General features: G+C 33.6%; 20 protein-coding genes, 1 tRNA gene and 1 pseudogene. 8 read left to right on the top strand and 14 right to left on the bottom strand.

The window, feature by feature from the left end; translation table 11 throughout:
• The 5 genes and pseudogenes from WBN21_RS15265 to WBN21_RS15285 form a co-directional block, all read right to left on the bottom strand.
• A pseudogene (locus tag WBN21_RS15265) lies at positions 1-1,116 on the bottom strand (S9 family peptidase); the annotation flags it as partial.
• Between the two features lie 85 nt (positions 1,117-1,201).
• Positions 1,202-2,191, bottom strand: a complete 990-nt coding sequence (locus WBN21_RS15270) for an aspartate-semialdehyde dehydrogenase (RefSeq protein WP_424201783.1) — start codon at positions 2,189-2,191, stop codon at positions 1,202-1,204.
• Positions 2,192-2,328: 137 nt separating this feature from the next.
• Entirely contained in the window at positions 2,329-2,739 is a 411-nt protein-coding gene (gene mscL / locus WBN21_RS15275; RefSeq protein WP_424201785.1) for a large conductance mechanosensitive channel protein MscL, read from the bottom strand.
• 67 nt (positions 2,740-2,806) lie between these two features.
• Positions 2,807-3,922 (bottom strand): alanine racemase, encoded by a 1,116-nt coding sequence (alr, locus tag WBN21_RS15280; protein ID WP_424201787.1) that lies wholly within the window; start codon positions 3,920-3,922, stop codon positions 2,807-2,809.
• A complete protein-coding gene (locus WBN21_RS15285; protein ID WP_424201789.1) occupies positions 3,915-4,562 on the bottom strand; it encodes a thymidine kinase in 648 nt (215 codons plus the stop codon). The genes alr and WBN21_RS15285 overlap by 8 nt, the downstream gene beginning before the upstream one ends.
• A gap of 107 nt (positions 4,563-4,669) precedes the next feature.
• Here WBN21_RS15285 and WBN21_RS15290 point away from each other — a divergent pair, with 107 nt between their 5' ends.
• The 3 genes from WBN21_RS15290 (at position 4,670) to WBN21_RS15300 (ending at position 6,552) form a co-directional block, all read left to right on the top strand.
• Positions 4,670-5,413, top strand: a complete 744-nt coding sequence (locus WBN21_RS15290) for a hypothetical protein (RefSeq protein WP_424201791.1) — start codon at positions 4,670-4,672, stop codon at positions 5,411-5,413.
• A 104-nt stretch (positions 5,414-5,517) separates the two neighbouring features.
• The gene (rsmI, locus tag WBN21_RS15295; protein ID WP_424201793.1) at positions 5,518-6,192 is read left to right on the top strand and encodes a 16S rRNA (cytidine(1402)-2'-O)-methyltransferase; all 675 of its coding nucleotides are present in this window, start codon (positions 5,518-5,520) and stop codon (positions 6,190-6,192) included.
• A gap of 15 nt (positions 6,193-6,207) precedes the next feature.
• Positions 6,208-6,552: a HopJ type III effector protein gene (locus WBN21_RS15300; RefSeq protein ID WP_424201795.1), complete on the top strand. Its 345-nt coding sequence runs from the start codon at positions 6,208-6,210 to the stop codon at positions 6,550-6,552.
• A gap of 35 nt (positions 6,553-6,587) precedes the next feature.
• On the opposite strand, the gene WBN21_RS15305 is transcribed toward WBN21_RS15300, so the two are convergent.
• On the bottom strand, positions 6,588-7,178 hold the full coding sequence (locus tag WBN21_RS15305) for a carboxymuconolactone decarboxylase family protein (protein ID WP_424201797.1): 591 nt from the start codon (positions 7,176-7,178) through the stop codon (positions 6,588-6,590).
• Between the two features lie 142 nt (positions 7,179-7,320).
• Between WBN21_RS15305 and WBN21_RS15310 the strand changes: the two genes are divergently transcribed.
• The 3 genes from WBN21_RS15310 to WBN21_RS15320 are packed head-to-tail and all read left to right on the top strand — an operon-like array spanning position 7,321 to position 10,778.
• Positions 7,321-7,743, top strand: coding sequence for an OsmC family protein (locus WBN21_RS15310; protein ID WP_424201799.1), 423 nt, complete (start codon positions 7,321-7,323; stop codon positions 7,741-7,743).
• A gap of 51 nt (positions 7,744-7,794) precedes the next feature.
• On the top strand, positions 7,795-9,495 hold the full coding sequence (recJ, locus tag WBN21_RS15315) for a single-stranded-DNA-specific exonuclease RecJ (RefSeq protein ID WP_424201801.1): 1,701 nt from the start codon (positions 7,795-7,797) through the stop codon (positions 9,493-9,495).
• 14 nt (positions 9,496-9,509) lie between these two features.
• Complete coding sequence (locus tag WBN21_RS15320; RefSeq protein ID WP_424201803.1) at positions 9,510-10,778, top strand: MFS transporter; 1,269 nt, start codon at positions 9,510-9,512, stop codon at positions 10,776-10,778.
• Here WBN21_RS15320 and WBN21_RS15325 read toward each other — a convergent pair.
• The 5 genes from WBN21_RS15325 to WBN21_RS15345 form a co-directional block, all read right to left on the bottom strand.
• Positions 10,775-11,527 (bottom strand): UDP-2,3-diacylglucosamine diphosphatase, encoded by a 753-nt coding sequence (locus tag WBN21_RS15325; protein ID WP_424201805.1) that lies wholly within the window; start codon positions 11,525-11,527, stop codon positions 10,775-10,777. The two genes, WBN21_RS15320 and WBN21_RS15325, sit on opposite strands and share 4 nt — an antisense overlap.
• A gap of 313 nt (positions 11,528-11,840) precedes the next feature.
• The gene (locus tag WBN21_RS15330; protein ID WP_424201807.1) at positions 11,841-12,296 is read right to left on the bottom strand and encodes a 6-pyruvoyl trahydropterin synthase family protein; all 456 of its coding nucleotides are present in this window, start codon (positions 12,294-12,296) and stop codon (positions 11,841-11,843) included.
• A gap of 107 nt (positions 12,297-12,403) precedes the next feature.
• Positions 12,404-12,574: a hypothetical protein gene (locus WBN21_RS15335; protein WP_424201809.1), complete on the bottom strand. Its 171-nt coding sequence runs from the start codon at positions 12,572-12,574 to the stop codon at positions 12,404-12,406.
• A gap of 27 nt (positions 12,575-12,601) precedes the next feature.
• Positions 12,602-13,936, bottom strand: a complete 1,335-nt coding sequence (locus tag WBN21_RS15340; protein ID WP_424201811.1) for an MATE family efflux transporter — start codon at positions 13,934-13,936, stop codon at positions 12,602-12,604.
• The gene (locus WBN21_RS15345) at positions 13,933-14,433 is read right to left on the bottom strand and encodes a GNAT family N-acetyltransferase (protein ID WP_424201813.1); all 501 of its coding nucleotides are present in this window, start codon (positions 14,431-14,433) and stop codon (positions 13,933-13,935) included. Before WBN21_RS15345 ends, WBN21_RS15340 begins: the two co-directional genes overlap by 4 nt.
• Before the next feature lie 60 nt (positions 14,434-14,493).
• Here WBN21_RS15345 and WBN21_RS15350 point away from each other — a divergent pair, with 60 nt between their 5' ends.
• Together WBN21_RS15350 and WBN21_RS15355 are read left to right on the top strand one after the other, a co-directional pair.
• Positions 14,494-15,288 (top strand): universal stress protein, encoded by a 795-nt coding sequence (locus WBN21_RS15350; protein WP_424201815.1) that lies wholly within the window; start codon positions 14,494-14,496, stop codon positions 15,286-15,288.
• A gap of 7 nt (positions 15,289-15,295) precedes the next feature.
• A tRNA-Ala gene (locus tag WBN21_RS15355) sits at positions 15,296-15,369 on the top strand.
• 19 nt (positions 15,370-15,388) lie between these two features.
• Here the strand turns inward: WBN21_RS15355 and WBN21_RS15360 are convergent.
• The 3 genes from WBN21_RS15360 to WBN21_RS15370 all read right to left on the bottom strand — a co-directional run bounded on the left by WBN21_RS15360 (position 15,389) and on the right by WBN21_RS15370 (position 20,449).
• Complete coding sequence (locus tag WBN21_RS15360) at positions 15,389-16,237, bottom strand: alpha/beta hydrolase family protein (RefSeq protein ID WP_424201816.1); 849 nt, start codon at positions 16,235-16,237, stop codon at positions 15,389-15,391.
• A 4-nt stretch (positions 16,238-16,241) separates the two neighbouring features.
• Positions 16,242-18,998 (bottom strand): PD-(D/E)XK nuclease family protein, encoded by a 2,757-nt coding sequence (locus WBN21_RS15365; RefSeq protein ID WP_424201818.1) that lies wholly within the window; start codon positions 18,996-18,998, stop codon positions 16,242-16,244.
• A 74-nt stretch (positions 18,999-19,072) separates the two neighbouring features.
• Positions 19,073-20,449, bottom strand: coding sequence for an OmpA family protein (locus tag WBN21_RS15370; protein ID WP_424201820.1), 1,377 nt, complete (start codon positions 20,447-20,449; stop codon positions 19,073-19,075).
• Positions 20,450-20,481: the final 32 nt, after the last annotated feature.

Raw genomic sequence — 20,481 nt, forward strand, 5'->3', positions numbered from 1 at the left:
TGAAACAGCATCTACCATGTATTCTGTAAAGAAATAGCCGGCACCTTTTGAAGGCACTAGGACGTTTTCTGTTTCAGGAATAAAATCAACCCAGTTTTCTGATGATGGATTTGATGCATCAACGGTAACAATTTTTTTATTAGGCGCTTTCAAATTGGTTACTAAATATAACGTGCTGCCTACATTTTCAATAACGTAAGTATCACTTTCAGTATGGCCAATAATGGAGATGAGTTTGCTGTTTGGTTTCGTGAGGTCTTTAATTAATAATTTATTTCCAGAGGTTGAAACTCTAGGGGAGATTAACAAATAACGATTGTCTTGCGTTACGGTACCATAAATGTAACGGTGTTTTTCATTTGATGCTTCGCCGTAAATAACTTGATCTTCTTTCTGAGAGGTTCCTAATTTATGATAATAAACCTTGTGTTGATCTGTTTTTGCAGATAATTCGCTACCCTTTGGTTTGTCGTAACTTGAATAATAAAAACCTTCATTTTTATACCAAGACATACCGCTAAATTTAATATCGACTAGTGTGTCTTCAATAATAGATTTACTTTCGGTATCCATGATCAAAATCTTTCTCCAGTCACTTCCACCCTCAGAAATTGAATAGGCTAATATGCTTCCATCTTTAGAAAAACTTGTACCTCCAAGAGAGACAGTACCATCTTCCTTAAATGTATTAGGATCTAAAAAAACCAATGCTGTTTTAGGGTCTGCTCCTGTTTTATATCTATAAAGAACATTCTGGTTTTGAAGTCCATTATTTTTATAAAAATAGGTGTAATCGCCTTCTTTAAAAGGCGCGCCTATTTTTTCGTAATTCCAAATTTCTGTTAAGCGTTCTTTTAACTCAATTCGATATGGGATGTTATCTAAAAACCCAAATGTTGCTTTATTTTGTGCTATAACCCAAGCTTTTGTTTCTGTGCTTCTATCATCTTCCAACCAACGATAAGGATCTTTAACTTTAGTGTCAAAATAAGTATCAACGGTATCAACGGTTTTTGTTTTTGGGTAATTCACAACAATAGTATTTGTTTTCTGATTTTCTTCTTTACAAGCCAATAATAAAATTAATCCAAGAAATAGGATGATTATTTGTTTCATAAATAATAAATAACTTAATCAACCAAAAATAAAAAAAAGCCCCTGTAAAATAGAGGCTTTATGATAACTTTATTAAATAGCGTATTTAAACTAATTTATGTGCAATTAAGTATTCGGCAATTTGAATAGTATTTGTTGCAGCGCCTTTACGAAGGTTATCAGCAACAATCCACATATTTAAAGTGTTTGGTTGCGATTCATCTCTACGAATACGACCTACAAAAACCTCATCTTTTTCATGTGCAAAAATTGGCATTGGGTAAGTGTTTGTATCGGTGTTATCTTGAACTACAACGCCAGGTGTTTCATGTAATAGTTTACGAACATCGGCCAAATCGAAATCATTTTCAAACTGCACGTTTACAGATTCTGAATGCCCACCAGAAGTAGGAATTCTAACCGCTGTTGCTGTAATAGAAAATGATCGGTCGTTCATAATTTTTTGCGGCTCTCTGGCTAATTTCATTTCCTCTTTGGTGTATCCATTATCTTCAAAAACATCGCAATGTGGTAATGCATTTCTTCCGATAGGATAAGGGTAAGCCATTTCGCCCTCAATGCCTGCAATTTCATTTTCTAATTGACGCACCGCTTTAACACCAGTACCAGAAACCGATTGATATGTTGAAACCACAACACGTTTCATTTTATATTTTTTATGAAGTGGATTTAAAGCCATTACTAATTGGATGGTAGAACAATTAGGATTCGCAATTATTTTATCATCTTTTGTTAACTCGCTAGCATTAATTTCTGGAACCACTAATTTTTTAGTAGGATCCATTCTCCAAGCAGAAGAATTATCAACCACAGTTGTACCAGCAGCAGCAAATTTTGGAGCCCATTCTAATGAGGTACTTCCGCCTGCAGAAAATAAAGCAATATCTGGTTTCATAGAAACAGCGGTTTCTAAACCAACTACTTTATAATCTTTTCCTTTATAGGTTAATGTTTTGCCTACCGAACGTTCAGAAGCAACAGGAATTAATTCTGTTACTGGGAAATTACGTTCTGCAAGAACTTTTAACATTACTTCGCCAACCATTCCAGTTGCACCAACTACAGCTACTCTCATCTGATTATAGATTTAATAAATTTTGTGGGACAAAACTAAGTATTAATTACATTTTAGAAACTAAAAAAAGCCCTCATTTTATAAAAACAAGGGCTTTTTAACAAGAAATAACAGGTTGTTATTTAATTAACAAGTTGTTATTTTTTAAGTAAATCTCTAATTTCAGCAAGTAAATCTTCTTGAGAAGGTCCAGCAGGAGCTGCAGGAGCTTCTTCAACAGGTTTTTTAGTTTTATTATATGCTTTTACAATCATAAACATAACTAAACCAACAATTATTAAGTTAATAATAGTGTTAATCCAGGCACCGTAAGCAATTACAGCTCCACCAGCCTCTTTTGCAGCAGCAAGCGTGGTATAATCTAGTCCGTCCATAGCCACGTGTAGGTCTTCAAAACTCACGCCACCGGTAAAATAACCTACAAAAGGCATTGCTATATTATCTACAAATCCTTTAATAACAGCGCCTAGTGCTCCTGCCATAATTACTGCAACGGCAAAATCGATTACATTGCCGGTCATAATAAAATCTTTAAACTCTTTTAACATTTTTGTTTTATTTTAATGGTTATACATTAGTTAGACCAAGATAATCAAAAAAGTCACATTTCCGAAATTAAAGACTAATACCTACAAAAACTCGTTTTACACGTTGAGAAATAGAAGTTATCAGCTCGTAAGAAATAGTTTTGACTGTTGCGGCTATATTTTCTGCCGTTGGATTTTTTCCAAAAACAATGACTTCATCACCTTCATTACAATCAATATTTGTAATGTTTACCATGATCATATCCATACAAACATTACCTATAATAGGTGCTTTTTCTCCATTTATGGTTACAAAGCCTTTACCATTACCGTATTGTCTGCCAATACCATCAGCATGGCCAATTGGGAGCGTGGCGGTTTTAATTAATTCACCACTTTTAAAAGCGCGATTGTAGCCAACCGATTCACCTTTTTTTATAGTATGAATTTGCGATATTATTGTTTTTAAAGTCCCAATAGGTTTTAAATGTTGATTTTCTTTTTCAGAATTTCCAAAACCATATAAGCCAATACCACAACGAACCATATCAAAATGAGCTTCGGGATAATTTAAAACGCCCGAAGTATTACAGATATGTATTATAGGTTGGTAACCAATTTGGGTATTAAAATTTTTGACAATTTTTTTAAATGTTTCAATTTGGTTTAACGTAAATTTCTTTTCATTCAAATCTTCACTTGCCGCTAAATGAGAGAAAATAGATTTTACTTTAACGGTTTCAGTTTCATTTAATTTAGAGATTATAGCTTCAATGTCGTTTTCTGAAAACCCCAATCGGTTTAAACCTGTATTAAATTTTATATGAATTGGGTATTGGGTTTGTTTTTCCGCGGAAGCGATGGTAATAAAGTCCTTCAATATTTTAGAGTTATAAATACTTGGCTCTAAACAATACTCAATAAGTAGTTTGAAATTTACAGGTTGTGGATGTAAAACCAAAATAGGTTTCGTTATTCCTGCTTTACGGAGTGTAATGCCCTCATTAATGTAAGCAATGGCAAAATAATCAGCATTTAAATTTTGCAAATAATTTGCAATTTCACAAGCATCACTTCCATAAGCAAAAGCTTTTACAACAGCCAAAAATTTGGTGTTGGGTTGAAGTTTGGATTTTAAATATTCAAAATTATGTTTAAGTGCCTTTAAATTAATTTCAAGCACAGTTTCTTGTGCTTTAGGCATCGCTATTTTTAGGTTTTATGTTGACTACTTCCGCTTCCGTAACCTTCATGTTTCTAACCTTATCACGAAGCATGGCCTTATAATAGGCAGCTCTACTTAATGGCTCATATTCATTAACTTCACCAAGTAAAACGAGGTTTTCATTTTGGTTTTTTCTGTAACTATATTGGGCTAAATTCCCAGTTCTCGTACAAACAGCGTGTACTTTAGTTACATACTCTGCGGTTGCCATTAAGTTTGGCATCGGGCCAAAAGGATTGCCTTTAAAATCCATATCTAATCCAGCAACAATTACACGAACGCCTTTATTTGCTAAATCATTACAAACACGTACAATTTCGTCATCAAAAAACTGGGCTTCATCAATGCCAACCACATCACAACCATCAGCTAAAATTGGAATATTAGCAGCTGCAGGAACGGGCGTTGAACGTATTTCGTTAGCATCATGAGAGACCACCATATCTTCATTATAACGCACATCAATGGCAGGTTTAAAAATCTCAACTTTTTGTCTAGCAAACTGCGCACGCCTTAGCCTCCGGATAAGTTCTTCGGTTTTTCCAGAAAACATGGAGCCACAGATAACTTCTATCCATCCAAATTGTTCTTTATGATTTACTGTATTTTCAAGAAACATTTCGTAATTTTAACACTAAAATCAAGTGATTATTAGTTTGTATAAAGGTGGCGTAAATTTATTAAAAAACAAAAACCTAAAGTGCAATAATTTAAAATTTATAAACAATGAAGAAGAAGCTGGAGTCTGAACTTGTGAGTATAGCACATAGAATTCTTAAATTAAAGGGTAAGGAAGATGTTATTAAAATGCATGCCGAAGTTTCTGCGCTTTATGAAACCCTTTCTGTTTTGAAATTTGCTAACCAAAATTTTGAAGGCGATTTGCCAACCATTGGTAATGATTCTTCATTTTTTGATATGCTAGATAGTGCTTTTAATAATAAAGTAAGCGACAATATTGAGGTTGAAGATAAAATATATATAAACCTTGATGAAGTTGAACAGGACGATATTATGGAGCCTGTAATGAATAAAATTAAAGATATGGTGGCACACATGCCAGAGGAAACTGATGAGATTGAACCTGATATTGAAGATATTACCCCGAAAGCCATTATAAAACGACATAATTTAGAAGATATAACTGCCGGGTTTGAAGATATTCCAGTTTTTGAACCTGTTTCTAAATCACAAAACCATGTTGCCAATGGAAAAACATCTTTGAATGATAAGCTTAAAAATGGCGGATTAAACATAGGGCTAAATGATAAAATAGCTTTTATCAAGCATTTATTTGATGGCAAAAGCGAAGATTATGATCGTGTAATATCGCAATTAAGCACCTTTGCAAATATCACTAATGCCAAAAATTTTATTGTAAACATGGTAAAACCAGATTATAATAATTGGGCAGATAAGGAAGAGTTTGAAGCGCGTTTTATGCAAATTATAGAAGCCAAGTTTAATTGAAAAATCTCCTCGATGTTTTATCGAGGTTTCTTTTGAAATTGTTATTCCCGCGAACTCGGGAATCTAAAATTAGAAGAATCTCCATTTGAATCGCAATCATAAAAATGAGTAAATTATACATAGTTCCAACTCCCATTGGAAATTTAAAAGACATCACATTCAGAGCCATAGAAGTTTTAAAAAAAGTTAATTTAATTCTGGCAGAAGACACCAGAACCTCAGGAAAACTCTTAAAACACTATGAGATTTCGACGCATATGCAATCGCATCATATGCATAATGAGCATAAAACGGTTGAAAACATTATTCAAAAACTAAAAAGCGGAACTATAGTCGCTCTCATTAGCGATGCGGGAACACCCGCCATATCAGATCCTGGATTTCTGCTAACCCGTGCTTGTATAGAAAATAATATTGAGGTGGATTGTTTACCCGGAGCAACCGCATTTGTCCCAGCACTTGTAAATTCAGGTTTGCCAAACGATAAGTTCGTGTTTGAAGGGTTTTTACCAGTAAAAAAAGGACGTCAAACAAGATTATTATTGTTAGCCGAAGAAACAAGAACCATGATTTTTTATGAAAGTCCACATAAACTAATAAAAACCCTAGGGCATTTTTGCGAGTATTTTGGTGATGATAGACCCCTTTCCGTATCCAGAGAATTAACTAAACTTTACGAAGAAACCATTCGCGGCAACGCCAAAGAAGTATTAGATTACTACACAAACAAACCACCAAAGGGCGAGATTGTTGTTGTGGTTGGTGGAAAGACTAAGTAGCATTAAAATATAAAAATGAATATAGAATCATTCAAGAAAAAATTAAAAGAAAACCCAACAGCCATTGCGTTTTCTGAAACCACGAGTGTTATCGATGAAAATTATAATTTCACACCAACAGCCTTTAAGAACGGAATTCTAGAAAATGCAGAAGGTCAAAACTCAGGGTCATGTAAATTATTTGCTTTTGCAAAAGCACAAGGGTTTTCAAAAGAAGAAACCTTGGCTTGTTTTGGTCAATATTATTTTGATGAGGTTTTAAAAGACCCAAAGGGAACAGGACACCAAAATATTAGAAACTTTATGAATACTGGATTTGATGGCTTGAGTTTTGATGGCACACCATTAATCGAAAAATAGACATTCGTACCTTTAGATTCATGCCTTCGCAGGAATTACAAATGTTTCCCCTTTTCCCAACCATGTTTTCCTAAATATTGCTCACCACTTTCTACAGCGCCACCTTCAATTGAAGTTCCCATACTATCATTCCATCTATTCAAATATCCAAAAAGAGAAATAACACCAAGCATTTCAACAATTTCACCTTCATCCCAATGTTCGTATAAACGTTTTTTAATCGTTTCATCAACGCCATTTGGTACTTGGCTAGCTTGTAAAGAGAAATCTAATGCAGCACGTTCCGCTTCACTAAAAGCAGGATGTGTTCGGTATTCCCAAATATTATCAAGTTGTTCTTGCTCTGCGCCATAACGTTCAGCAGCTCTTATTGCATGTGCTTGACAATATCTACATCCGGTGGAGTTGCTAGACACCCAAGCAATCATGCGTTTTAAAGCTGAGGTTACCCTGCCTTCATTTGCCATAACTGCTTTATTCAAATTAATAAAGGCCTTACTAATTGCTGGCCTGCGTTGCATGGTTAAAACCGAATTAGGACAAAACCCTAGGGTTTCATTAAAAAATTCAGCAAGTTTTTTGGTTTCTATATCGTGGTCGGCAGATAATGGTGTTACTAAAGGCATATTTTGTTTTTTTGTAGTATTTTTGATACTTACAAGAAATATCAAAAAATAAATTTATTTTTATTATAAGATTATTAAAGATGTCACTTGTGACCGATTTAACAAAAAAATTTAACCACAAGAAACGAAAAATAGTTTAGAAATGGCAGTAGAAGTTACTACAAAATGGTTAGGAAATATGAGGTTTGAAAGCACAAATCCATCAGGTCATAGTTTATTTATTGATGCAGGCGAAGAAAATGGTGGCAAAGGTGAAGGTTACAGACCTAAAGCATTAATGCTGTCAAGTTTGGCTGGTTGTTCAGGCCTTGATGTTGCGGCTTTAATAAAGAAGATGAAGTTGGAAGTAGATACTTTTAAAATAGATATTGAAGCTAATTTAACCGAAGAACATCCTAAATATTATGATAAAGTAGGGATGCATTTCCATTTTTATGGTGACGATTTAAATGAAAAGAAACTCCAAAGAGCTGTTGATTTATCTATTGAAAAATATTGTGGTGTTATGGAAATGTTTCGTCAGTTTTCAGACCTTAGTGTCGAAACACATTTTCATAGAAAATAAAGGGAAACAAATTACGTTGAATTTTTTATTTAAAACTCTCACAGCCTCTCAATGCGTTGGACATTAAAACCTAAACCTAAAGAAGATAAGGTTAAAGCTTTGCAAAAAGCACTTCAAGTAGATTCTATAATTGCTACCATGCTGGTGCAAAGAGGTATAGAGTCGTTTGAAGATGCTAAATCTTTTTTTAGGCCTAGTTTAGATGAATTGCACGATCCTTTCTTAATGAAAGATATGGACAAAGCAGTAGCACGTATTGAAAAAGCTATTGCTAATAAAGAAAACATTCTTGTTTATGGCGATTATGACGTGGATGGCACAACCTCTGTGGCATTAATGTCCTCTTACCTTAAAACGAAAACTAATTTAGTTTACACCTATATTCCTAACAGATATGACGAGGGCTATGGAATTTCCTACAAAGGCATAAACTTTGCTTTAGAAAATGATTTTTCCCTTATAATTGCCTTAGATTGTGGAATAAAATCTGTTGAAAAGGTTGAACATGCCAAAAAACTAGGTATCGATTTTATTATTTGCGATCATCACAGACCAGGCGATGAAATTCCAAAAGCCGCCGCAGTTTTAGACCCTAAACAAGATGATTGTGAATATCCGTTTAAAGAATTATGTGGGTGTGGAGTAGGCTTTAAACTAGTGCAAGCCTTAGCATCAAAAGAAGGAAAAACAGCCGAAGATTTAACGGAGTATTTAGATTTAGTAGCAACAGCAATTGGGGCAGATATAGTGCCTATAAATGGCGAAAATAGAGTGTTAGCTTATTTTGGTTTGATGGTTATTAACACGAACCCAAGATCTGGTATTCAAGCCATTTTAGACCAGGTTGAAAAAACAGAGTTAACCATAACGGATGTTGTTTTTATTGTAGCACCAAGAATAAATGCTGCTGGCCGCATGAAGCATGGTAATTATGCAGTTACTTTGTTAACGGAAGAAGAGCCAGACATGGCACAAAAGTATGCTACAGAAATTAACGATTATAACCTAGATAGGCGCGAAACTGATAAGCGAATTACGGAAGAAGCGCTTAAACAAATTGAAGATAATAACGAACAGCATAGACTTACTACGGTTGTTTATGATAAAGATTGGCATAAAGGCGTAATTGGTATTGTAGCTTCTAGATTAACTGAAACTTATTATAGACCAACACTAGTATTTACAAAAAGCGGAAATAAATTAGCCGCTTCTGCACGCTCAGTTAGAGATTTTGATATTTATAATGCCTTAGAAAATTGTCAAGAACATTTAGAGCAATTTGGCGGACATAAATATGCCGCAGGTTTAACCCTTGAAGAAGAAAACTACGAAGCATTTAAGCAGGCCTTTGAAGAAGAGGTGTCTAAAACGATTGATAGAAATTTGCTGACACCAGAAATTAAAATTGATGTGCAAATTGATTTAAAAGATATTACGCCAAAGTTTTACAGAATATTAAAACAGTTTGCACCTTACGGACCAAGTAATATGACACCTGTTTTTTTAACTGAAAATTTAGTTGATACTGGTTACGGAAAATGCGTTGGTGGAGATAAAACACATTTGCGATTAACAGCTACGCAACCGGATTCTGCAAGCAGAATGGTAGGCATAGGTTTTGGAATGGGTGATAAATTTGATAAAATTTCTGAAGGGAAAGTATTTAAGGCAGTTTATTCTATTGATGAAAACGAGTGGCGAGGTAGTGTGAATTTACAATTAAAATTAAGAGATTTAAAAAAACAAAAGTAGGCACCATTTAAATTATGGCAAAAACCGATCCTTACGCAGCCTTACGAATTAAAGAGTTCAACATTTTTTTATTATTGCGATTGTTTTTAGTGTTTGGCTGGTCTATGCAATTTATTGTTATTGAATGGCAAGTTTATAGCATTACTAAAGATCCACTTTCATTAGGAATTATTGGTCTTATGGAAATCATTCCAGCGTTTACCATGGCTCTTTTTGCAGGTCATATTGTAGATCAAAGAGAAAAACGAAACCTATTTGCTATTTGTATTGCTGCTTTTTCTCTAATTAGTTTAGGACTTTTTTTATTAACAACAGAAGAGGTACTTGGTAATTGGTCAACAAATACTATTCTATATTCTATTTATGCATTGGTGTTTTTTGGAGGTTTTTTGCGCTCCTTTTTTGGGCCAATAATATTTTCTTTGGTGGCTTTAATTGTGCCTAAAAAAATATATCCAAACGCAGCAACATGGAGTACAAGTACTTGGAAAACAGCTGCAGTTTTGGGTGCTTTATTTGGTGGGTTTTTTATTAGTTGGATAGGTGTTGATTATACGTTATGTGTCGTTTTTATTTTAGTTGTCATATCATTTGGTTTAGTTTTTCTAATTAAAAAGAAACCTATTTTAAACAAAAAAATTGGGGAACCCGTAAAAGAGAGTTTAAAGGTTGGTATTCGGTTTGTGTTTCAAAACAAAGCTATTTTAGGCGCTTTAACTTTAGATATGATTGCGGTTTTATTTGGTGGAACCATTGCTATTCTAGCTATTTTTGCACAAGATATTTTAGAGGTTGGTAGCGAAGGTTTTGGTATTTTAAACGCATCCATATCTATGGGAAGCATTGTTACTATGTTTGTCACAACCTATATTCCAATAAGTAGAAATACAGGTAAAAAGCTACTTATTTCCATATTCATTTTTGGCGTGAGTATTATTGGTTTTGGATTATCAAATATCTTTTGGGTAAGCGTTTTAATGTTATTTATTAGTGGAGCTGCCGATGGTATTTCTATGATTATCCGCCAAACCATATTACAATTAAAAACGCCTGATGATATGCGTGGTCGAGTATCTTCAGTAAACTCTATGTTTGTTGGGTCTTCCAACGAGTTAGGTGCTTTTGAAAGTGGTTTAGCTGCCAAATTAATAGGGCCTGTAGCAGCAGTAGTTTTTGGTGGAAGTATGACCCTGCTTACTGTTTTTGCTATTGGTTTAAAAAATCCTGTACTAAGAGATTTGGATTTAAGAGCCGATATGGAAGAAAATGAGAAAGAAAATTAATATTCTTTTAATTCTAAATTTTCACCATCAAAAACACCATAAGTATAATACTGAATCCAATCGCCTAGATTAATGTATTTTGAGTTTTCGTTGAGGTTTATATTTAGCGGTAAGTGTCTGTGGCCAAACACGAAAAAATCGCGATGCTTGTCTTCAAGTTTGCGTTTGCAATATTGTACGAGCCATTCATTGTCTTCTCCAAGAAACGTAGCATCATCATCGCCAGAAATAAGTTTGTTTTTAACTGATAAATGTTGCGCCATACGAACGCCTAAATCGGGGTGTAGCCAACGGAATAACCATTTACAAAAGGGATTTGTAAACACTTTTTTCATGCGTTTGTACCCTTTGTCGCCTGGGCCTAAACCATCACCATGACCAATAAAAAATGTTTTATTGTTAAAAGTGAATTCTTTTGGTTCGTGATATACGGGAATGTTGAGTTCTTCTTCAAAATAGCCATTCATCCATAAATCATGATTACCAACAAAATAGTAAATAGGAATTCCGGAATCTGAAATTTCAGCAAGTTTACCAAGCGTTCTGGTGAATCCTTTTGGAACTACGGTTTTAAATTCCATCCAAAAATCGAATAAATCGCCTAAAAGGAAAATAGCAGCAGCGTCGTGTTTTATTTCGTCAAGCCAAGCCACAAATTTCTTTTCGCGAGGAAAAGAGGCTTCTTTGGTTGGTGCGCCTAAATGATTATCTGAGGCGAAGTATATTTTTTTTCCTTTCGGGATTTGCATATTGTAAATATAGTTTTTTGATACGAATTTCACGAATTATCACAAATAAGAAATGTATAGGATCTTTTGTTGCTAACTAATTTAGGACTGCCTATTGAAGCCTGACAACTGCCTACTGTTTTTGCGTTAGGGATTGAGGTATTGTTGAAGCTCATTTTGTGTTGTTGCACCCCTGCCTGCCGGCAGGCAGGTATGCAACACAAAAAAGAGACTACCGAAATATTTATATTCATGAGTTCATTAATTTAAAATAGAAATCAACGAATAAAGCCCGACCCTTTTCTGGTAAGCTGCCTGCCGACAGGTAGGCGCCCTAATTATTATCGTAATCGTACCACTCGGCAAAAGAGGTATCGGTTTCTTGTAATTTTAGGGAGTGTAATTTGATGTGATTTGGTAACCGTTTTTTAATTTTTTTAGCGAAATCTAAAACCATCATTTCGCTTGTTGGCTGATAATCAACCAATAACACATTGTGTCCGCGGTCTTGTAATTCTTTTGCTAACTCTACATGTGGCGTGTTTTTGTTGAAAACGGTGGCGTGATCGAACACATTTACAATTTCTTCTTTTACAATGTTTTTTAAGTCGCCAAAGTCTATAACCATCCCATATTTTACGTTGGTTGAATCTGTTATAGGTTTGCCAAAAACGGTAACTGAGAGTTTGTAGCTGTGACCGTGAACGTTTTTGCATTTTCCGTCGTAGCCGTAAAGAGCATGACCGGTTTCGAAAGAGAATTGTTTGGTGATGCGAATGTTGTTTCCCATTATCTTCTTTTTCTTTTATTTACAAAGTAAACGATGATTAATACTAACCCTAATATTAAAAATAATCCGTTTCCGCTAAGGAATGACATGATATCCATAATGCTTTTTTAATTGTTTCTTTTTTTGTTATATCGGTATACTAAATAAGCAAGCGCCACAAGTATTACAAAAGGTAACATGGAACCGATAAAAATACCAATTTCGTAACCTTTGTCTGGTGCGCTTTTAATTTTTTCTTCAATATCTACTTGCTGAAGTAAAGCAATAAATAGAGTCATAAATATTAGTTGTACTTTTTTGCAAAGTTAATTGTTTTGTGCAAGTGGCATAAATATTTTTCTGAATTTTATGATAAGTGGAATACCGCGTGCTACAATCCAGAATGTAAGTGCAATGAAAATAGCGTATAGCTTATAACCCAAGCTGTCTAGCCAAAAGAGTATGGGTATGAAAATGAGGAAGGTTGAAAATAGAAGGACGTTTCGTAAATATTTCATTTTGCCAAGACCTTTAAAAATACCATCGAAAATAAAGGCTAACGTGCAGAGTGGTTGCATGGCCAGAACGATCCAGAATACATTATAAAAAGCTTTTAAAACTTCTGGTTCTTTAGTGAAAACACGCCCGATTGGATAATAAAATATGGCACCAATTAATCCTAGTATAATGCCGATAGCAATGCCGTATTTTATAAGTTTATTACTTAATGTGATTAAGGTTGAATACGCTTTCTTGCCATACAATTTGCCTGATAATATGTTTCCTGCGCTAGCGTAACCATCAACAATAAAAGCGCCTAAAAACCATAAGTTAATAGCTATGGTGTATGCGGCAATATATTCGGCGCCATAACTGGTGGCAAATGCGCTGGCGTAATAGAGTGTTACGTTTAAAGCTATAGTTCTTATAAAAAGGTTTAGAATCATTAAAAGAAATCGTTTTATTTCTGGATTGAAAGGGAAACTTGGTTTTAATGGAATTTTTGTTTTTTTAAGAAGAAAATAGGCCGAGAATCCTGCCATTAAAATTTGGGCAATAACGCTGGCATAAGCGGCGCCTTCAATATTCATAGGCTCCAAATAACCTTGGATGCCGTAAACCAAAATAATATCTAAAATTATATTGGTGGCAGCTCCTATAATGGCAATTATCATAGGATAGTAGGTGTTTTGTAAACCACGAAAGGCGCCAAAAACAGCAATAGTAAATAAAGTAAATGGAAATCCTAAAACACGAATTTTATAGTAAATAACGCTGTAATCTAAAATTAAATTGGAAGCATTGTAAAGTTTGAAAATGGGCTTTGCAAACGGATAGGTTGTAAATATTATTATAATACTTAGTGACGTAATGATGAAAATAGCTTGTGCAGGTAAATTTTTAATTTTTTCTAATTTATTTGCCCCAACATATTGGGAAACTATGGATGAAATAGCGCTTCTGGTTTGTCCCAACACCCAAATAAGCATAGACATAAACGTGGTTACAATGCCAACTGCAGCTAAAGATTCAGTAGCATTAATAGCGATGTTTCCAACAATGGCGGCATCAGTTAATGATAGAATAGGCTCGGACACTCCAGAAATTAATGCTGGAATAGCCAATTTGTTTATATGTTTAAGGCTAATATTTGTATTCACAAGACTAGTTCATAACAATGAAAAGGATGCTCGCTTTGATTAGGAAAAAAAATGTTTCCTAATTTTTTATAGCCTCGTTTTTCATAAAATATTTGGTTTCTTTTGTTCTGCGAAAAAGTGTCTAATCGTACGGATGCGAAATGGTTTTCTCTAGCAAAATTTTCGGCAAATGTCATTAATTGTTGTGCATAGCCTTTTCCTTGAAAGCCTGGATGAACGGCTAATCGATGAATGTATATGTTGTTTTTATTGTGAGTTAGCCATTTTACAGGAATATATTCCTCACCTATTAAAGTTGAAATGGCAATACAACCAATCATTGTTTGGTCTATCTCGAGGACATACAACTCATTTCTTTCAACATCTTTTTCAAAGGCTTTTTTGTTTGGATAGAATTCATTCCATTGAAAAATATTTTTCGCTATCATATTTTCAGCACAAGCTTTAGTGAGTTCTATTAATTTGCTGATATCTGATAAGGTTCCTTTACGAATCATTTAAATGTTTTACTTTTGCTTCAAATTTATTGTAAATTTAGTTTTTTAAATTTATTAGGTATGAAGAATATTTTAGTTCCCGTTGGATCGTCAAAAAATGCATTGAGTCATTTACAGTATGCTGTAGATTTTGCGCAGGCTTTTGGTGCAAAAATTTTTGTAGTACAAGTGTATAATGTTTATACAAAGGCTGGTACAATGATTAAGGTGGATCAAATTATTGAACGAGAAAGTAAAGCTTTTTTAGATGATTTAGTTTCACAATTAGACCCAAAAGGTGTTGAAATTATTGTGAAAACTTTAAAAGGGAAACTAATTGATACCTTGGAGCTTGCTTGTAAGGCGGCAAAAGTTGATTTGGTTTTAATTGAGCCAAGAACAAATTCTATTAAAGATGAAGTGTATTTAGGAAAAACATCTGGTAAAATAGTTAAGCAAATGGATGTTCCGGCGCTTATTGTTCCAGAAGGTTATAAATTCTCAAGACCCACAACCATTTTAATGGCCTTGAAATCTGCCATACTAAAAAAGAAGGATGCATTGAGCCCTTTAAAAGATATAGTAAATGAATTTAAGGCTGTTGTAAATTTACTATTAGTGAAAACAACTTATCATAATAAGGGTGATTTTGACCTACATAAGGAATTAAAATCGCTTGTTAATAGCATTACAGAAACTGAAAATGCCACTACTTTTCAAGGTGTTTTAGAACATTTTAAATCGCATAATCCAGATATGTTATGTGTAGTAAGGCGTAAACGTGGATTTTTTAACAAAGTATGGGAAAAGAATACCATTCTTAAAAAGGATTTTTATGTTAAAGTACCTGTTTTAGTATTGAGCGGGTTGAAATAATAAATTTGGGGCATTAGCTCATTTGGCTAGAGCGCTACGCTGGCAGCGTAGAGGTGATCGGTTCGAATCCGATATGCTCCACATTTTTTTTAAATATTAACTAAGTTTCGTTATTTAAAAAATCAATAATGTTGTTTGAAGCATCATTTAAGGCTTTGGGTAATTCGTTTTTATCCCACGGATGAGAAGCATCAAAAACATGATTCGCGCCTTCAATAATTTCCAATTTACTATTAGAATTCCACTTGTGAAGGTTATTAGCTTCTTCAACTAATACACTTGTATCACCACTTCCATGAACAATTAAATAAGGCAAATTTAAGTTTGAAACCGCACGTTTAACAGTAAGCCTTTCTTCGTTTTGAATAAAGTCTTCATAAAACTGGTAAAAATGTGGCATTTGTTGTTTTGTTCGGCCGTTTAAAACATATTTAACGCCGTCTTTTTTCCATTGTTCCAAATCGCCAATGGTTGAGGTTCTTTTTCCAAAATCGCATACTCCAGCAAGGCTAATTACTTTTTTTATGCGATTATCTTCTTCAGCCTTAATAGTAACAATACCACCTGCTCGACTATGACCAATCAGGTTTATATTATTAATATCAGCTTCTGTTTTATATTCGTTTAGTGAACAAATCCAATCTATAATAGTTTCTAAATCATCTAATTCTTTGGTGTAGTTGTTGTTCCCGAAAGCGTTTAAATCCGGGAAATCAATGGGTTGTTCTATAGTTCCTCCGTTAAATGAAAAATTAAATTTTATAAAGAAGAACCCAGCATCAGCATACTTTTTTGCCATTAAATCCCATGCGCCCCAATCTTTAAATCCTTTGTAACCATGACAAAATATAATAACAGGTTTTTGTAGGCTGTCCTCTTTATAAAAAACATCGGTAAGTATTGGTTTTCCGTGTTTTCCTGGAACAATAATGTTTTTTGTAACTATCATTTTATTAAACTTCTTTTTCGGTGAAATCAATGTTTGGGTTACAAATTTCGATGATTAGTTTTTTTAATTCAATTTCAAAATTAGTTAAAGTCTCATCGGTAATTAGCGAGTTTTTATTTCTGCTATAAGTGCTTTCCTTTTTAGCGAATTTTAAAAAGCCTTCTTTTAGGTTTTTGAATGAAATGATACCAGCCTCAACCGGTAATTGAATCTTTTTTTCAAGCTGCATCATATAAACATAAGTCAATACTTGAAAACTCTTACTATACTTTTTATAATCGGTACTAATATCTTCCCAATTTACAATTTCTACTTGGTTTTGTTGTACGTTTCCTGTTTTATAATCAATTATTCGGGTGATGCCATTGCATTCATCCACTCTATCAACTTTGCCTCTAATTCTTATTGGAAAATTCAATTCTGGGATATCGATTTTAATATCGTTATTTGCTTCAATGGCAATAATTTTTATTTGATCTCCAGCTTCTAATGCCTTAATCTCTAAGTCTAAAAAATTTGACACATAGCGTTTTGCAATTTCAAATACAATTAGGTTTTTGCCCTTTGTAATATCACCTTCTTTGTATTCATTTTTAAAATGATGTGTAACAGTCTGTTCTATTTTAGCTTTTAATTTTTTAACGCCATCAACCGTTAGAAAGTCGCCAATAAATGGTTTGTAAAAATCTTCTAAAGTATTATGTACAACGGTTCCAAGGGTGTTTGCAGCCACCGTTTCTTCAACATCATCATGATCTTTAATTTTTAAAATTTTCTGATAATAGAAATCAATGGGATTCCTGATATAGTTTGTTAATGACGACGGGGAAAACCCTTCGCCTGCCATTTTAATGATTTGTTGTTGTAAATCTTCAGTTTTTTTTACAATATTAAAAGAGGCTTCAATAGTTGGAACTTGGGGTACAATTGTTTGATAATTCAATTTATGAATGCCTTCAAGTTCTAATTGGGTAATAAATCTGCTTTTTTCTCCCCCAGTTAAAACATCAGCTTCCGTATTATATATGATGTAAACATTTTTTGCGCGTTGTAAAAGTCTGTAAAAGTGATATGTATATACGGCATCTTTTTCCTTATAAGTGGGTAAATTGTTTTCTAATTTTACATCAAAGGGAATAAAAGAGTTATTGCTTTTTCCCGCAGGTAATATGCCTTCGTTTACAGATGAAATGATAACGGTTTCAAAATCTAATACACGAGATTCCAACATACCCATAATTTGTAAACCTTGAAGTGGTTCTCCTTGAAAATCGAGTGTTTCACTACTTAAAAGCTCCTTATAAATACTATATAAGGCCGAAATATCTTTAATATGGCTATGCTCTAAGTTTAATCTAGAAAGTTCATTAAACAGCTCATTAAAACGGAATACATATTCCAATGCTAATAAATTTGAGGTCTTGTTTTTATCAAGTGATATTTTAATTGCTATGATGAGCTTTGAACATTTCCCCAAGGCTAAGACTATAGAGTTTTGCCAACCAGTAAATAATAAGGTTAAAATATCACTTGCTTTTTCCGCAATTTTAGATAGTCGATCATTAGTTAAAAAAACCAAATTATTTTTATCAATGGTTTCAATAATTTTTGACGAATAATCAATTCCCTCAATGCTTAATAATGGCCTTATAAACTGATGTGAAATAATATTTACAACATCTTTATAGTAAAAAGAAGTTGAATTGGTTTTGTGAAGCTGAAATAGTGAATCAAACAAGGAAGCTAATGGGATTGTTTTTAAGGGAAACCCCATAGTGATGTTTAACGCATGGATGGAATTTGGTATTGAGTTAAGTACGGGGATTAATAGATTCTCGTCGCCTAAAACCACAGCTGTACTATTTAATGAATCATTGTTTTTTTGTAAATTATTTAAAAGGGAGCCGATATATTTTGCTTGACCTATGTTTTTAGGAATGCCAATGGCTGATATGTTTTTTTCTTTTGAATAATTTTCAGTTATCCAATTAAAAGGATTGGTTTTAAAATACTTCCAATTTTTGAGATGCTGCCTAGAGAATAATGCAGCATCATGTTTTTGATTATTCATAAAAACCGCATCAATATCCCAATAAATTTTGGCAATATTATTTTTTAGTAATTCTTGAATAATGGTTTCTTCAGAAGTATTAAGGGCATTAAAACCAACAAACACATGTTTTTTATTAATATTGTTTTGAATATACGAGTCCAAATTTTCTACAGCTTCCCTGTATATCAAACCTTGATAACCAATACCCTTGTTTTTAAGATGATTTGAAAAATGGGTGTAGTAGTTGAAAAGTTTATTCCAAAAAGTGAGATAGTTTTTTACAAAGGTGGTTTTGTTTTCTTCTAACGACCAATGTTTTATATCTTGAATAGCGCCTAAATAGTTGAAAATCTTTTCTTGAGGAATTAAATAACGGTCAATTTCATTAAAATCTTGAAGTAATATTTGCGCCCACTTTGAGAAGGATTCAAAGGAATCTTCATTTTTTTTTTCCGTTAATTGAGTGTATGTAGTATAAAACTCAAATAGAAGTTCTGTGTTAGAGGTAGATTTAATTTGTGATAGTTCTTGCACAAACTCTTCAATACTTAATATTTCTGGAGCAAAAATGGTTTTATTTACAACTTCAGAGAGTTGGTTTTTTAAAAAGAGTCCAGCTCTTTTGCTTGGTAAAACAAAGATTAAATCGGAAAGATTTTCATCATGGTTTTGTAAATCTTCTAGGACTTCGTGAATGAAAGTTATCATAGCCTAAAAATAAAAAACGCTTCGGATATCCGAAGCGTTTTTTTATAAACTTATTTATTTAAAATTTAATTAGCTTATTTTGCTAAGTTAATTTCTACACGTCTGTTGTTAGCTCTACCAGCTCTAGTATTGTTAGTATCTATTGGACTAGATTCTCCATATCCTAGTGAAGAAAGTCTAAATGCATCGATACCATTTTCAACTAAGTATTCTTTAACAGAATTAGCTCTAGAATCTGATAATCTTTGATTTAAGCTTTCGCTACCTACACTATCAGTATGACCTTCAACTGTAAATTTAGCTGTTGGGTATTCTTTAAGAATTCCGATAATATCAGCTAATACAGAAGCAGACTGTGCTTTGATTGAAGATTTACCAGTATCAAATAAGATTGTTTTAGCATACTCATTTAATTGTTTTTGAACAGTTTCAGTAACTTCAGGACAACCATTGTTAGCAACAGTTCCTTTTACTTCTGGACATTTGTCATCTTTGTCTAATACACCGTCACCGTCTTTATCAGCCCAAGGACATCCTTTGTTTGCAGAAGGTCCTGCTTCATTAGGACAAGCATCATCAGCATCAGTTACACCATCACCATCAGCATCAGGACAACCGTTTAAAGCTTTTAAACCAGCAACTGTAGGACAGTTATCTTTATTATCAGCAATTCCATCACCGTCAGTATCAGGACATCCGTTAAGCTCAGCTAAACCAGCTTCGTTAGGACAATCATCTTTACTGTCTTCAATTCCGTCACCGTCAGTATCAGGACAACCGTTGAATGCTTCTAAACCAGCAACATCTGGACAAGCATCATCTTTGTCATATATTCCATCACCATCAGTATCAGTTCCACCAAATTTGATAGAAATACCTGCAGTATGTTGGAAATGAGAGTTTAAGTAATCTTCAAATGCATGTTTGTATCCAGTTTGAAGAGTTAAACCAATATTTTCGCTTAACCATACGTTTAAACCTACAGTACCATTTAAAGTACCTGCTCCAATTTCATTAATCCAAGTGTAACCACCACCTAGACCTACAAAAGGATCTAAAGTTTTGTTTTCTAAGAAGTTATATTTAATAGTACCATCAAGTCCGTAGTATGACCAATCAGATACAGTATTAGTTACCTCCGGTTCACGACTAATATCTCCCCATTTTTCAATTTTATTTAAAGATCCAGTTAATCCAAAAGAAAAACCATCACTTAAATATTTAGAGACAGAGATAGTTGATAAAGAAGGTAAAATGTTCCAGTGATCGGTTGCGTTAAAGATTTCGTTACCGAAAGAGTCACTAAATAGGCCACCATCACCAGAAGGATAAGCATCAACTGCGTTTACCCCAATAGTAATTTGCCATGGGTTGTTTTGGTCTTGCGCATTAGCGTTGCTATAACCAAGTACAAGCAACATAGCGAACAATAATCTGCTAAGATTTTTCATATTCAAAAGTTTAATTTTTAAGTGTTAATTGT

The organism is Algibacter sp. (assembly GCF_049667265.1).
Classification (GTDB): Bacteria; Bacteroidota; Bacteroidia; order Flavobacteriales; family Flavobacteriaceae; genus Algibacter_B.

Bases quoted from the DNA above. Each gene is read 5' to 3' on its own strand.
- WBN21_RS15285 (WP_424201789.1), bottom strand. From the start codon at position 4,562: ATGTTTCTTGAAAATACAGTAAATCATAAAGAACAATTTGGATGGATA.
- alr (WP_424201787.1), bottom strand. From the start codon at position 3,922: ATGCCTAAAGCACAAGAAACTGTGCTTGAAATTAATTTAAAGGCACTT.
- WBN21_RS15350 (WP_424201815.1), top strand. From the start codon at position 14,494: ATGAAGAATATTTTAGTTCCCGTTGGATCGTCAAAAAATGCATTGAGT.
- WBN21_RS15305 (WP_424201797.1), bottom strand. From the start codon at position 7,178: ATGCCTTTAGTAACACCATTATCTGCCGACCACGATATAGAAACCAAA.
- rsmI (WP_424201793.1), top strand. From the start codon at position 5,518: ATGAGTAAATTATACATAGTTCCAACTCCCATTGGAAATTTAAAAGAC.
- recJ (WP_424201801.1), top strand. From the start codon at position 7,795: ATGCGTTGGACATTAAAACCTAAACCTAAAGAAGATAAGGTTAAAGCT.
- WBN21_RS15330 (WP_424201807.1), bottom strand. From the start codon at position 12,296: ATGGGAAACAACATTCGCATCACCAAACAATTCTCTTTCGAAACCGGT.
- WBN21_RS15365 (WP_424201818.1), bottom strand. From the start codon at position 18,998: ATGATAACTTTCATTCACGAAGTCCTAGAAGATTTACAAAACCATGAT.
- WBN21_RS15345 (WP_424201813.1), bottom strand. From the start codon at position 14,433: ATGATTCGTAAAGGAACCTTATCAGATATCAGCAAATTAATAGAACTC.
- WBN21_RS15325 (WP_424201805.1), bottom strand. From the start codon at position 11,527: ATGCAAATCCCGAAAGGAAAAAAAATATACTTCGCCTCAGATAATCAT.
- WBN21_RS15370 (WP_424201820.1), bottom strand. From the start codon at position 20,449: ATGAAAAATCTTAGCAGATTATTGTTCGCTATGTTGCTTGTACTTGGT.
- WBN21_RS15270 (WP_424201783.1), bottom strand. From the start codon at position 2,191: ATGAGAGTAGCTGTAGTTGGTGCAACTGGAATGGTTGGCGAAGTAATG.
- WBN21_RS15320 (WP_424201803.1), top strand. From the start codon at position 9,510: ATGGCAAAAACCGATCCTTACGCAGCCTTACGAATTAAAGAGTTCAAC.
- mscL (WP_424201785.1), bottom strand. From the start codon at position 2,739: ATGTTAAAAGAGTTTAAAGATTTTATTATGACCGGCAATGTAATCGAT.
- WBN21_RS15360 (WP_424201816.1), bottom strand. From the start codon at position 16,237: ATGATAGTTACAAAAAACATTATTGTTCCAGGAAAACACGGAAAACCA.
- WBN21_RS15310 (WP_424201799.1), top strand. From the start codon at position 7,321: ATGGCAGTAGAAGTTACTACAAAATGGTTAGGAAATATGAGGTTTGAA.
- WBN21_RS15335 (WP_424201809.1), bottom strand. From the start codon at position 12,574: ATGACTCTATTTATTGCTTTACTTCAGCAAGTAGATATTGAAGAAAAA.
- WBN21_RS15300 (WP_424201795.1), top strand. From the start codon at position 6,208: ATGAATATAGAATCATTCAAGAAAAAATTAAAAGAAAACCCAACAGCC.
- WBN21_RS15290 (WP_424201791.1), top strand. From the start codon at position 4,670: ATGAAGAAGAAGCTGGAGTCTGAACTTGTGAGTATAGCACATAGAATT.